Source organism: Companilactobacillus nantensis DSM 16982 (assembly GCF_001435815.1).
Lineage (GTDB): Bacteria > Bacillota > Bacilli > Lactobacillales > Lactobacillaceae > Companilactobacillus > Companilactobacillus nantensis.
On record NZ_AZFV01000044.1, the window covers coordinates 1 to 13840 of the forward strand.

At 37.0% G+C, this 13840-nt stretch carries 14 protein-coding genes; 2 read left to right on the top strand and 12 right to left on the bottom strand.

Annotation, left to right across the window (positions count from 1 at the left end):
* Nucleotides 1-357 precede the first annotated feature (357 nt).
* Nucleotides 358-1359, bottom strand: a complete 1002-nt coding sequence (gene ccpA, locus FD31_RS12770) for a catabolite control protein A (RefSeq protein WP_057893171.1) — start codon at nucleotides 1357-1359, stop codon at nucleotides 358-360.
* A 172-nt stretch (nucleotides 1360-1531) separates the two neighbouring features.
* Here ccpA and FD31_RS12775 point away from each other — a divergent pair, with 172 nt between their 5' ends.
* Nucleotides 1532-2632, top strand: coding sequence for a M24 family metallopeptidase (locus FD31_RS12775; RefSeq protein WP_057893172.1), 1101 nt, complete (start codon nucleotides 1532-1534; stop codon nucleotides 2630-2632).
* A 216-nt stretch (nucleotides 2633-2848) separates the two neighbouring features.
* Here FD31_RS12775 and FD31_RS12780 read toward each other — a convergent pair whose 3' ends face one another.
* From FD31_RS12780 to murI, 4 genes are all read right to left on the bottom strand, one after another.
* A complete protein-coding gene (locus FD31_RS12780) occupies nucleotides 2849-3154 on the bottom strand; it encodes a hypothetical protein (protein WP_057893173.1) in 306 nt (101 codons plus the stop codon).
* A 2-nt stretch (nucleotides 3155-3156) separates the two neighbouring features.
* Nucleotides 3157-3567: a DUF948 domain-containing protein gene (locus FD31_RS12785; protein ID WP_057893174.1), complete on the bottom strand. Its 411-nt coding sequence runs from the start codon at nucleotides 3565-3567 to the stop codon at nucleotides 3157-3159.
* Nucleotides 3568-3633: 66 nt separating this feature from the next.
* Nucleotides 3634-4233 (bottom strand): XTP/dITP diphosphatase, encoded by a 600-nt coding sequence (locus FD31_RS12790; RefSeq protein WP_057893175.1) that lies wholly within the window; start codon nucleotides 4231-4233, stop codon nucleotides 3634-3636.
* A 2-nt stretch (nucleotides 4234-4235) separates the two neighbouring features.
* A complete protein-coding gene (murI, locus tag FD31_RS12795; protein WP_235805371.1) occupies nucleotides 4236-5039 on the bottom strand; it encodes a glutamate racemase in 804 nt (267 codons plus the stop codon).
* A 130-nt stretch (nucleotides 5040-5169) separates the two neighbouring features.
* On the opposite strand from murI, the gene FD31_RS12800 reads away from it, so the two are divergent.
* Nucleotides 5170-5649: a DUF2507 domain-containing protein gene (locus FD31_RS12800; RefSeq protein ID WP_057893177.1), complete on the top strand. Its 480-nt coding sequence runs from the start codon at nucleotides 5170-5172 to the stop codon at nucleotides 5647-5649.
* Nucleotides 5650-6380: 731 nt separating this feature from the next.
* On the opposite strand, the gene trxA is transcribed toward FD31_RS12800, so the two are convergent.
* From trxA to alaS, 7 genes are all read right to left on the bottom strand, one after another.
* A complete protein-coding gene (gene trxA / locus FD31_RS12805; RefSeq protein WP_057893178.1) occupies nucleotides 6381-6692 on the bottom strand; it encodes a thioredoxin in 312 nt (103 codons plus the stop codon).
* A 65-nt stretch (nucleotides 6693-6757) separates the two neighbouring features.
* Nucleotides 6758-9112, bottom strand: a complete 2355-nt coding sequence (locus FD31_RS12810; protein WP_057893179.1) for an endonuclease MutS2 — start codon at nucleotides 9110-9112, stop codon at nucleotides 6758-6760.
* A gap of 52 nt (nucleotides 9113-9164) precedes the next feature.
* Nucleotides 9165-9707, bottom strand: a complete 543-nt coding sequence (locus FD31_RS12815; RefSeq protein WP_083483684.1) for a CvpA family protein — start codon at nucleotides 9705-9707, stop codon at nucleotides 9165-9167.
* Nucleotides 9708-9816: 109 nt separating this feature from the next.
* Nucleotides 9817-10116: a DUF1292 domain-containing protein gene (locus FD31_RS12820; protein ID WP_083483685.1), complete on the bottom strand. Its 300-nt coding sequence runs from the start codon at nucleotides 10114-10116 to the stop codon at nucleotides 9817-9819.
* Nucleotides 10117-10126: 10 nt separating this feature from the next.
* Nucleotides 10127-10561 carry a Holliday junction resolvase RuvX gene (gene ruvX / locus FD31_RS12825; protein ID WP_057893180.1) on the bottom strand — a complete coding sequence of 145 codons (435 nt, stop codon included), beginning with the start codon at nucleotides 10559-10561 and terminating at the stop codon, nucleotides 10127-10129.
* Nucleotides 10562-10819 carry an IreB family regulatory phosphoprotein gene (locus FD31_RS12830; RefSeq protein WP_010018752.1) on the bottom strand — a complete coding sequence of 86 codons (258 nt, stop codon included), beginning with the start codon at nucleotides 10817-10819 and terminating at the stop codon, nucleotides 10562-10564.
* Between the two features lie 63 nt (nucleotides 10820-10882).
* On the bottom strand, nucleotides 10883-13519 hold the full coding sequence (alaS, locus tag FD31_RS12835) for an alanine--tRNA ligase (RefSeq protein WP_057893181.1): 2637 nt from the start codon (nucleotides 13517-13519) through the stop codon (nucleotides 10883-10885).
* Nucleotides 13520-13840 lie beyond the last annotated feature (321 nt).

Here is a 13840-nt window from a genome sequence, read left to right on the forward strand (position 1 = left end):
CTTGACTAAGGGTAGAAAAAGGCTTAGAAACTTTCACGGTTATTTCTTTGGTTAGAGCCGCCTCTGGGTGTAAGAAATGTTGGCGCTGTGGGGACCGGTTCGAGCCAAAATACGGTCTCGAACCTCGATTTTGAACTTCGCAAAATACGCGAATTTCAAAACTCGTCCCGTGGTGTAAGAGCTAAAGCTCTAACGCCACCTGCACTGCTACCAACATTTCTTACACCCAGAAGCTAGTATATTAGTTATTTTAGTATTACATAACTAAAATCTAAGTTATTTAAAATAGAAATCAAAAAAATATGGTAGATAAATTTCGTTGAAATTTATCTACCATATTTTTCATATAATCATTTATTATTTAGTTGAACCACGTTTTACAATACTGTATGGCAACTTAATTGTGTTGTCATCAATTTGTTCTTGGTTCATCATCTTTGTCAAAAGACGCATAGCAACGGCACCGATATCATACAATGGTTCTTCGATTGAACTCATCTTAGGACGAGTTACTTCACAAAGAATTGTATCGTTACTTGTTACTAATTCAAAGTCGTCAGGAATCTTAACACCAGCTTTAACGGCTGAGTTCAAAATACCTGAAGCTAGAAGATCGTCAGTAACATAAGCAGCTGTAGCACCACTACTGTGAACTGCATCCCAGATAGCTTCGCCGGCACGAACTGAATATTCAGCTTCGAAAACCAAATTTGATGAGAAGTTCAAGTGTGCTTTCTTCAAAGCCTTCTTGTAACCATCAAGACGATACTTACCATCAATAGGATTTTCAAGACTACCACCAACAAAGGCAATCTTCTTGTGACCGTTTTGTGTCAATTGACCAACAACACTAGCAACAGCATCAGTAAAATCAATATTTACACTGGCACTTTCATTGTTTTTATCAACTGAACCCGCCAAAACGATTGGTGTCTTTGAGTTTGCTAAGATGCGCTTAAGTTTCTTAGACAATTGCTTGCCCATGTAAATAAGACCATCAACTTGCTTTGATAACAAATTATTCAAGATTTGTTCTTCATCGCCAACTGATTCTTGCAAACTAGTTAGAATGATATTGTATTTGTACATTGAGGCAACATCATCAATCCCCTTAGCTAACGATGCATAGTACAAGTTAGTGATATCAGGTAGAATTACACCAATTGTTGTACTCTTCTTACTTGCTAGACCACGAGCAACCGCATTTGGACGATAGTTTAAACGATCGATTACTTCCAAAACACGCTTTCTAGTCTCTTCCTTTACATTGGCGTTACCGTTGACTACACGAGAAATGGTTGCCATTGAAACGTTGGCAGCTTCGGCTACGTCATAAATTGTTACTACTTTTTTCTCCATTAATATTCACTCTCTCAAACAATATTTTCATTAATTATCTCTAATTTATCAAACATTTTTACATTTTGCAAGCGGTTTCTGTATCATTGGGATAAGTTTTCACATTTTTTCAAAAAGAAAATCATTTTCAGTGATATACTACATATAAATATCGTCGTAAAGGAGTATTTTCATGAAGAAACAATTAATAGCACTACAAGAGTATTTAGCACAAAATGGACTTGATGCTGCATATATCTCAAATCCAACTGATATTAACTATTTTACCGGTTTTTATAGTGATCCGGTAGAGCGTATTCTTGCTCTTCTTGTTTTTCCAGATAAGGATCCATTTATGTTCGCACCTCAACTTGAAGTTGAAGCTGCCAAGGATGCTGGCTGGGACAAGGATGTCTTTGGTTATCTCGATCATGAAGATCCATTTGCCTTGATGGCTGGTCACATTAAAGATGTTGCTGGTTCACCTGTCAACTGGGGTATCGAAAAAGATGACATGTCAGTTCAAAAACTTGAAGCTTTAAGACAACAATTCCCTGACGCTAAATTCCCTGTTAACCTTTCTCGTTACATGGAAAATGCCAAGTTAATTAAAACACCGGAAGAAATAGCTGAACTAAAGGCTGCTGGTGATGAAGCTGATTATGCTTTCTCCGTTGCTTTCAAAGCTATTAAAGAAGGCCGTACAGAACAAGAAGTCGTTGCTGAAATCGAATATGCAATGATGAAAAAAGGTGTCATGCACATGAGCTTTGACACAATCGTCCAAGCCGGTGCCAATGCTGCTAATCCACATGGTGGCCCTGAAAAAACACCAATCGAAAAAAATGAATTAATCTTATTCGATCTTGGAACAGTTCACAATGGCTATATCAGTGACGCTTCTAGAACAGTTGCTTTCGGTCAACCAGATGAAAAACCTCTTGATATCTATAAAGTTGACCTTGAAGCACAATATGCTGCTATGGATGCAGCTAAACCAGGTATCACTGCCGCTGAGCTTGATAAAGTTGCTCGTGATGTTATTACTAAAGCTGGCTATGGCGAATACTTCATTCACCGTTTAGGACATGGTATGGGAACATCAGAACACGAATTCCCATCAATCATGGAAGGTAATGACATGGAACTTAAACCAGGCATGTGCTTCTCAATCGAACCTGGTATTTACATCCCAAACGTTGCCGGAGTTAGAATTGAAGATTGTGTTTACATTACTGACGATGGCTGTGAACCATTCACACATACAAGCAAAGAATTAAAATACATTGACTAATTTGACTCATGCCACAGCTGAGCAATGGTTATTCCCAGAAACTAAAGGGAATCCTTTCACTGTGGCATAGGCACCAACCATTCACAAAAATACAAATATAAAGAGACCCCGACTGACTTAACTCAATCGAGGCCTTTTTAATTACATAGACTTTCGGAAACATAAAAAAAGGACATCCAAATTTTTGGATTGTCCGATTTTTATTATTTCACTATATTAATCTTTATTATCGTCTAAAGAACTTTCATCGTTTAGATCATCTTCATCGAAGACAATATCTGATGTATCTTCATCGTCTTTGATTTTTGTCATATGGTCTTTAAGCGCATCTGTCTTTTCATTGAATGAATCAACTAAATCGCCATTGGTATTCAAGCCAACGCCGCCATTATTGAAATCGCCACGAATTGTCTTGATGTTCTCTAAGACCTTTTGACCTGATTCACTTGTTAAATACTTAGAAGCAGCATATCCTGATGCACAGCCTAAGATTAGGCCCAATACAAAATGATTATTTTTCATAGCTAATTATTCTTCTTTCTTGGCCAAATCTTAGCAGCAGTCTTAGCAACTGTAGCAAGATTACCTAATGTCATCAAGCTTTGGAAATTAAAACCACTGTTAGGTTTTTCCTCAGTTGCCTTAGCTGTTTTCTTACCAAGATTTTCAACTGTGTCAAACAATGGATTCAACTTACTAGATTTACTGTTAACATCATCCATCAAAGTATTTGTTTTATCGACTAACTTAGTACTTTGATCCATGATTTGTTCAGTATTCTTTGAAAGAACTTCAACCATCTTCGTTGTTTCCTTCATCGTTTCCTGTAATTCTTGAAGCAATTTAGCGGTTTGTACTAATGTTCTGGCTAAATATACAACCAATACTACAAAAGCAACTGCTGCGATTAATCCTGCAATTTGTCCACCAGTCATAATATTACCCTCCTGTATTTTAATAGCACTTTCATACTAGCATTTTATCAATTTAACGGCAATTAATTACCAATTAATCCAGTCTTCCCATTTTGTCTCAAGTTTTCTAATAGCATTGCCACGGTGACTGATTTCATTTTTCTCATCAATCGTCAATTGTGCCATTGTCTTATCCAGTTCAGGAATGTAAAACAATGGATCATAACCAAAGCCATCGTCACCTTCTGGAAAGAGACCAATTAGTCCTTTAACTTCCCCTTCAACAACTAAATCTTGATCATTTTTAGGATTAGCGAAAACTAATGTAGAAACGAAACGAGCAGTTCTCTTTTCATGTGGGACACCACCTAACTCGCTCAATACTTTAGCATTATTAGCTGCATCATTGTGATCTCCAGCATAACGAGCTGAATAAACGCCTGGACGACCATATAAGGCATCGATTTGTAATCCTGAGTCATCAGCAATTGTTGGCAAATTAAAGCGTTCCATCACTGCATGTGCCTTGATTGTGGCATTTTCCTCAAAAGTTTTCCCAGTTTCCCTGATTTCTGGAAAAGCTGGTAAATCTAAGAGCGTCTTCAAAGTAAAATCTTCTTCATTAAAGATTCGCTTGAATTCACGAGCTTTACCTGGATTCTTAGTTGCTATGATTATTTCTTTCATCGTTACTCCCCAATATTTACTAAACTGATTTCATCGATTTCTGTCTGTAACCAGCGTTTAGCTAATTTTGAAAATTCATCGATACTACCTGTTGCGTATAGCTTCAAACTTCTCGTCTTTTGATTTGTTAAGAGATTATTGTCTGATAAATATTTCTTGGCAATCCCAACTGTGCTGACAGCTGGATCAATCAAAGTCATATTTGGTAAATAATTATTGATTTGTGTCTTTAACATTGGAAAATGGGTACATCCCAAAATCAAAGTGTCATAATCGCTATCTTTAAATGGAGCTAAAGTTGTTTTAATACTATCTTGTGCAGCCTGAGTATTAGTTTCATCAGCTTCAACAAACGCAACAAACTTTTGTGCTGCAATGCCTAAAACTTTAATTTCAGGATTAATTTCGGCAATCGTTTTATTGTAACTTTGAGAATTAACTGTGGATTCAGTACCAATAATCCCCACTTTGCCAGTTTTAGTAATTTTAACAGCGTCTTGTGAACCGGGCTTAATGACACCTATCATTGGAACTGTAAATTCTGTTTGCAATTCAGTCAGTGCATTTGCGGTTGCTGTATTACATCCATAAATAATTAATTTTACATTTTTACTAATTAAATACTGTACCATTTCTCTTGTATAAGATATGATTTGTTCATGAGTTTTTACCCCGTAAGGCATACGTGCTTCATCACCAATGAAAATGACGTTCTCATTAGGCAATTGACGAATCACTTCTTTAACGACAGTTAACCCGCCTAGTCCGGAATCTAGTACTCCAATTGGTCTTTGATCACTCATCATGTTACCCCTGCCTTCATTTAAGTGAATTACTTGTATTTTATGAAAATATTTATGTCCTATCTTTTACAATTACTTAAAAAGCAATTATTCTAATGATATAATGAATTGTCTGAAAAAAGGAGCTATAGCAATGGCCGCAAAATCAAAAGATCTTAACAAACCAACGTTAACTGATGCATTAAAAAAGGGTGAATCTGGTGAAAAGGACGAAACATTAACTGAAAACTACTTTGCCGTTTCAGTTCTCCGTGACTTCATTCTACCTGATCTACTCGATAAAGATACCGTTGAACTACTCTATTGGGCTGGTAAAAATCTAAGCCGCCAATTAATTCTCGACATGGAAAGTTTGCCAGAGCTGTTTTCTAAAGCTGGCTTTGGAAATTTAGCAGTTGTTAAGCAAACACCAAGTAGTTACACCTATAAGTTAACCGGTCCCGAAGTTGAACAACGTTTTGATACAAATAATGATGATCCAGAGTTTTCATTAGAAACTGGAATAATCGCTGAAACTGTTGAAAAAACAATCGCAGCATATTGTTTAGGAACATACACTGTCAACAGTAAAGCCAAAAGCGTGACAATTAAAATACAAATTGATCGAAACTAAAGTATACACCAAAAAACGATCAAAGTGGCTGTGTTTATTGCTGAAAAATTATAATTACATCAAAAGAATCAAGTCAACAATCCTGATCTAACAGGGTTTGTTGACTTGATTCTTTTTGGTTGGTGAGGTGCCGTCTCCGGGAACAAGAAATTTTTGGCTGCTGTGGGGACCGACGAAAGCCAAGGTCTTTCGTCTCGATTTTGAACTTCGCAAAGTACGCGAATTTCAAAACTCGTCCCGTGGTGTAAGGGCTAAAGCCCTAACGCCACCTGCACTGCTGCCAAAATTTCTTGCTCCCGGAGACTAGTTAATTAATTGTTTAAAGTTCAATTGAAATTCAATCAATTATCCTTTAATCGTAAAATACCATAAGTTTAATAAAGCAAAAAAAAATCGGACACATCCATCTTCAGGATTGTCCGATTTTTACTATCATTCATTCTATTTATAACGTGTTGTGCTAGTTACACGTCTCCATAATCGTTAAACACCCTATAAGTCTTGTTACTCTAGCAATTAAGAATAGAAAACAACGAATAAAAAAGCTGGAAGAAACAAGAATTTAGGTCGCTGTGAAGGTGGCGTTAGCACTTTAGTGCTTACACCACGGGACGAGTTTTGAAACTCGCGTATTTTGCGAGGTTCAAAATCGAGATTCGAGACCGCTCTTTGGCTCGAATCGGTCCCCATAGCGACCTAAATTTCTTGTTTCTGGAGGCGGCCATGTTTAATTAATCTGAATAGCCGTCAAGAATCTTAGTTAGTTGAGCTTTATTATGGAAACCTGTTAGCTTTTCTACAACTTCGCCATCTTTTTTGATAACAAGTGTAGGAATAGCCATAATTCCAAATTCCTTAGGTGTATCTGGATTAGCATCTACATCCATCTTTAAAAACTTAACTGAATCATCATTTTCTGACAATTCTTCAATAACAGGTGATTGCATACGACATGGACCACACCATGTTGCCCAAAAATCAACTAATACAACACCATCTTTTGTTTCTTCAGCAAATTCTTTATCTGTTACTTCATCAACCATTTTATTCACTCCTTTGACAAATTAAATATTATCTTATTGTCCAACCTTTTGGAAATATTTACTCTCTAAAGATCGACAATCGTAGCGCCAGATCCACCAGAGCTTGCTGGAGCATATCCAAATGATTTAACACGAGGATTTCTCTGGAGATAATTCGTGACACCCTTTCTGATAACACCTGTCCCAAAACCATGGACAATCGTGACTTGATTATAACCAGCTAAGAGGGCTGAATCAATATATTGATCCAAGTCTGACATAGCTTCTTCATAACGTTTGCCACGTAAATCTAACTTACTTGATAAGCCTGAACTCTTTGTTCGACGAATCATTGTTGGTTTCTTTTCTGGTTCTGGTTCAGCGTTTTGAACTTTTTCAAGTTCATCAGCACCAAACTTCATCTTCAAGATACCAAGTTGAACTTCATATTGATTGTTTTTATCAATCCGGACAATTGTTCCTACTTGGTCATAAGTTAACGCCTTAACATCATCCCCAACCTTCAAAGCTTGGCGACGTTTGTTGCGACGTAGGACACGATTCTTCTTAACAGCTTCATCTTGATGAAGATTCTTCAAATTAGTCTTGGCAGAAATAATTTGATCTTCCTTGATAGCTACACCATCTTGTTCCATCTTATGAAGCTTCTCAATAATCTTGTCTGATTCCTTCTTAGCTTTAGCAACGATTTGATTTGCTCGAACCTTCGCTGCTTGCAATTCAGAATTCTTCGACTTATCAAGAGCATCGCTCTTCTTCTCGTAGTCAGTTTGAACATCTTTATTCTTAGCCAATTGAATCTTCAATTGGTCATTTTTTTGTTCAAATTCCTTGCGACGGTTCTCAAGATCGGCAATCATATTGTTCAAATCTTGACTCTCGCCATCCATCAAAGCTTGTCCTCGATCAACGACACTTTTGTCCATCCCCAAACGAGCGGCAATATTAAAGGCATTACTTGCTCCAGGAATACCAATCAACAAGCGATAGGTTGGCTTCAATGATTTCTCATCAAATTCCATGCTGGCATTGATTGTTTCTGGCGTATTATAAGCAAAAATCTTCAACTCTGGATAGTGAGTTGTCGCCATAATATCACAATTTGATTGCGAAAGTTTTTCCAAAATAGCGATGGCAATAGCTGCACCTTCTTGCGGATCAGTTCCGGCACCAAGTTCATCAATCAAAACTAAACTGTGTTCTGATACCTTGTGAATGATATTAATAATATTATCCATATGTGAGGAGAACGTACTCAAGTTTTGTTCGATTGATTGCTCATCACCAATATCAACGAAGACTTCATCAAAGACAGCAATTTCACTCTCTTCACGAGCAGGAATAAACAAACCAGCTTGCGCCATCAATTGAATCAAACCAAGTGTTTTCATCGTGATAGTTTTACCACCAGTATTAGGTCCGGTGATCAACATGGTCTTATAGCCATCACCTAACTTAATATCATTTGCTACAACTCGTTCTGGGTCGATTAGCGGGTGTTTTGCATGTTCCAAGTCAACGACATGCTCTTTAGAAATAATTGGCTCTGTCGCCTTAATTTCTTTAGCATACTTAGCTTTGGCATTAATTAAGTCAAATTGTGCCAAAACTTCATTGTTTTTAACAATTTCGTCAATTTCTGGACGAACTAAGTCAGACAAGTTATTCAAAATTCGAATTTCTTCAGACTTTTCTGACACCTTGGCTTCATGTAGTTGATTATTCATTCCAACAACAGCTTGTGGTTCAATATAAAATGTTTGACCACTGGCACTTTGATCGTGTACTACACCACCAAATTTAGCCTTATATTCAGCCTTAACTGGAATAACGAATCGATCATCACGCAACGTTACCAATGCTTCAGTCAAATACTTAGTATTCTTGCCACGTGTAAACTGAGCCATTGTTTGGCGAATTTGATCATTTAATTTAGTAATGTGTCCTCTGATATACTTCAAATCGTCTGAAGCTGTATCCAAAACACGACCAGTATCATCTAGTGAACGAGCAATTCGTCTCGTTAATTCGGGATTATCAATCAAATTATCATTCATGTCATATAGCTGACGTAATTCAATTTGATTATCTTTCAAATCTTCAAAGAATTCTTTTAATTCACTAGTATTTTGAAGAACTTGGCCAATTGCAGCTAGTTCTGTTCCATTGAGGTTACCGTCTTTTTTCAAACGGTTAGCTTGATCATGGAGATCAGCTAATTTTCTAACCGGGATTTCACCCTTAATACGAACAATATCGGCTCCATCTTTGGTTTGATCGATCAATCTTTGGACAATCGACTCAACCGACATCGGCATTAATTTCTTTAAGAGAGTTTTCCCGCGCGTTGTGATTAGATATTTGGCAATTTCATCTTTGATCTTGTCAAACTCCAATACTTTCAAAGCTTTATTATTCATGTTCTCTCCTATTACAAAATAAGACTGAAACAAATTGTCTCAGTCTTAAAGTTTAGATAGCTCCAATCCAGAGATTGCTAAGAGCAGCCGTTAAAACAGGCGTACTTTTAATCATGGCCGAAGCTACAAATGAATGTTGCAAAGCATGTTGAAAACCGGGTACTGGAATCATAGCCACTAACAAAAGCACCATAAAGATGCTGACATATGTGACGATAAAGCCAATAATTCCTCCACTCAATAAATTCACATCATTGTACATTGGAAAATATGTCAATCGTTTGAAATAAAGGCCGACGAATCTCACAATGATCCAACCAATGAAACAAATAAAAATAAAAGCAAAGGCACGGTAAAATGCATCATCTAGTTCCATACCAACTTTTGTTGAGAAAAAGGCAAATTCACTGCCTAAATTGGCTGAAGGATAAGGCACGATCATTTCAAATTTAGGTCCTAGCCACTTAAAAGAAACTAGCGCCAAACAAAAGAACAGTGCGTATCCAACTGCATAAAATGCTTCCATGGCTAATCCACGGCGAGCACCAATATAAAAACCATAAATCAAAAGTAAAATAAGTAACAGACTAAGCATTATTTCCCCTTACTTCAATCATGCTAAAAAAGCGAATTTATAAATCATATTTCATACGACTAGAAACAACCAAACGATTGGCTTGCGCCAATCGTTACTTGTTTAGAGCTTATTCATCTTCGTCACTTGTGAAGGTGTTCAAAACTTCTTGAACCATATCCCATTCCTCAGGGTCATCAATTGGCTCTAAATCTCCGGCATCAACATCACCATTTTCGTCTGGTGTGAATGAAAATGCTTGGATTTCAATTTCGTCTGAATCTTCATCAGCCTTAGGATATAAGAATACGTATGATTTACCATAATCATCTGAATCGAAAGTAAAGAGGATCTTGTATGTTTCTTCATTACCTTGGTCATCACTTAAAATAACTTCGTCTAAATCTTTTGGTGGTTGTTCTTCACTCATAATTATCACCTTAATTTCGTGTTAGTTTACCTTTAGCATCAAGATAATTCTGTAGAATCATCTCTGCGGCAATCTTATCGATAACTTTCTTACGTTTTTTACGAGACACGTCGGCCTCATCAATCAACATTCTTTCGGCTTGAACAGTCGTTAGACGTTCATCAATAAAATCGGTTGGCAAATGAAACCTATCTTCGACCATTTTGCCATATTCACGAGATTTTTCTACTCTTGGTCCTTCAGTATTATTCATATTTTTAGGCAACCCAAGGACAATACCCGTTGGTTGTTTTTCTTGAATTATCTCGCCTAAACGATCTAAGCCAAATTCTTCCTTGTCTTCATTAATACGAATAATCTCGACTCCCTGAGCTGTCCAGCCTAATAAATCACTGCAAGCAACTCCGACAGTACGCGAACCAACATCTAAACCTAATAATCTCATTTATTTACCTTGATTGAGATAACTCTTAACTAGTTCTTCAATTATCTCGTCTCTTTCATGTTTCAAAATCAAATTACGGGCATCGTTGTGACGTGGAATGTATGCAGGGTCACCAGAAAGTAGGTATCCAACAATTTGGTTAATTGGATTATATCCCTTTTCTTCTAGTGATTGGTAAACACTTTGCAATGTTTCTTTAACATCTTTGCCCTTATTTTCATTAAAGTCAAAACTCATAGTTTTATCAAGTGAACTCATGGCAAACCTCCATATAACTAAAATTTAAGTGACCGAAAAGCTTCATTTCAATTATAGCCCACTTTAATAAGATTTAATAATATCTTTGGCTAATTGTAACGCATTTGTTAAACCAGCAGGATTCTTACCACCAGCTTGCGCCATATCTGGACGACCACCGCCGCCACCTTGAATTTCCTTAGATATTTTCTTAATTAAATCTCCAGCTTTGACACCTTTAGCTTGTGCATCCTTGTTAACAGCTACAACTAAACTAGCCTTGTCATCGCCACTAGCACCAAGAACCAAGATATCAGACTTGTCGCCATTCTTCCAATCATCTGCTAATTGTCTAAGAGCTGACATGTCTGCAGGTAAGATATTTGAAATAACTTTATAGCCATTAATATCTTCTACATTGTCAAAGACTTCAGCAGACTTTTGACTAGTTAGTTGCGTCTTCAAGTTTTGGTTATCACGCTTGAGGGCTTTAATTTCATCGGCCATTTGTGCAGCACGACTTGGTACATCTTTTAATTGGTTAACTTTAATATTTTTTGCTGTTTCTTGCAACGTTTGTAATTGTTCATTGAAGTATTCGAAAGCTTCCTCGCCAGTAACAGCTTCAATTCTTCTTGTACCTGAACCAATAGCTGATTCAGAAGTAATCTTGAAGAGTCCTAGTTCTGAAGTATTTCTGGCATGTGTACCACCACAGAATTCAGTTGAGAAATCATCAATTTCAACAACACGAACTGTGTCACCATATTTTTCACTGAAAAGTGCAATGGCACCCTTCTTCTTCTTAGCTTCTTCAATAGGCAAGACTTCTGTCTTAACTGGAATAGCAGCCCAGATTTTTTCGTTAACGATTTTTTCAAGGTCAGCAATTTGTTGATCTGTTAAAGCAGTATTACTGTTGAAATCGAAACGAAGATAATCTGGTTCAACTAATGAACCGGCTTGGTGAGTTCTTGAACTAACAACATCACGCAAAGCTTGATCCAACAAGTGAGTAGCAGTGTGATTGTGACGAACTTTTTCACGGAAATCAACATCGATTTCTAGTTTGTATTGTGTATCAGCAGAAATGGCTGACATAACGTTAACTAGGTGAATGTTTTGACCATTTGGTGCGTGTTGAACATCAACAACTTCAGCCACTTGGTTGCCATTCATATCATAAATATTACCGACATCAGCAACTTGACCACCCATTTCAGCATAGAAAGGAGTTGTATCGAAAATCAATTGTGCTTGACCTTCAGCAATTGTCTTAACTTCTTTGTCGTCAACAATGATATTTTTCAAAGTACTTTCAGTTTCATTGTGATCATAACCAATGAATTCACTAGGTGTCTTGATTTCCATCAAAGTTTCATCTTGCATACCCATTGATTGTAAGTTTCCACGAGCTTCACGAGCACGTTGCTTTTGTGCTTCCATGTTTTCCTTGAAACCAGCTTCATCAACTGTCAAACCTTCATCGTTTGCATATTCACGTGTAAGTTCCATTGGGAATCCGTAAGTATCGTAAAGTTTGAAAGCATTAGCACCATCGATAACTGTTTCATTCTTCTTACGAAGATCAGCAATTACACCATTAAGCAATGCAAGTCCAGCATCAAGTGTTTCTGAGAAACGCTTTTCTTCTTGCTTGATTGTCTTAGCAATGAAATCTTGTTGGTCACTAACTTCTGGATAGTAACTGTCCATAATACGACCAACGATGGGAACTAGTCTGTATAAGAATGGTCCGTTAACGCCTAACTTCTTACCATTCAAAACAGCACGTCTAATCAAACGTCTAATAACATAGCCACGGCCTTCGTTTGAAGGTAAGGCACCGTCACCAATAGCGAATGATACTGAACGAGCATGGTCAGCAATAATCTTGAATGAAATATCGTCTTCAGCATTGTCACCATATTTTTTATCAACTAATGAACCAACATCTTCAATCAAAGGCATGAATAAATCAGTTTCAAAGTTAGTCTTTGTACCTTGAACAACTGAAACAAGACGTTCAAGACCTAAGCCCGTATCAATGTTTTTATGTGGTTGTTCAACATATTGACCATTTGGTAAATGATTCAATTCTGAGAACACGATGTTCCAAACTTCAAGGTAACGTTCGTTTTCGCCACCAGGATAGTTTTCGGGATCATCTTCTGACAAGTTGTTAAATTCTTGTCCACGATCGTAGAAAATTTCTGAATCAGGACCACAAGGACCTTCACCGATATCCCAGAAGTTATCTTCATCTTTTAAGATATGGTCTTGAGCAACGCCAACTTCAGCCCAAAGCTTTTGTGTTTCAGTATCTTTAGGATAAGTTGTGATATACAAACGATCCTTTTCCATACCAATCCATTCAGGACTTGTTAGAAATTCAAAAGCCCACGGAATAACTTCTTTCTTGAAATAATCCCCAACTGAGAAATTACCCATCATTTCAAAGAAAGTTTGGTGACGAGCAGTCTTACCAACATTCTCAATATCATTCGTACGGATACACTTTTGAGCACTCGTAATACGAGGATTGTTAGGTACAACTGTTCCATCAAAGTATTTCTTCATTGTAGCAACACCAGAGTTGATCCAAAGCAAAGTTGGATCATCATGTGGAACAAGTGATGCACTAGGTTCAATCATGTGACCTTTTGTTTCGAAAAAGTCTAAGAACATTTTTCTTATTTCAGCACTCGATAAATTCTTCATATTATCTCCCTAAAAAAACGAAAAATCGCTGCAACTCCAAGGACGCCACTGCGCGGTACCACCTTGTTTGCAACGATTTTTCGTTAGCCTCTCAACATTAATATATACAATTTAATTTGGCAGCATCTTTATTCCAAATATTTAGGCTTTCTCACCAACTAGCCTTCTCTTGAAATATTTGGCACAAGATATATCCAAGGAAAATATTAACCATCAACTTAAAAATTGTCAATGTTTAAAGAGTTTAACTGTTTAAAATTTCAAATTAACTATGCCGCCGAAGGGAGCACGAAAATTAATATGCTGTGGGACCGGTTCGAG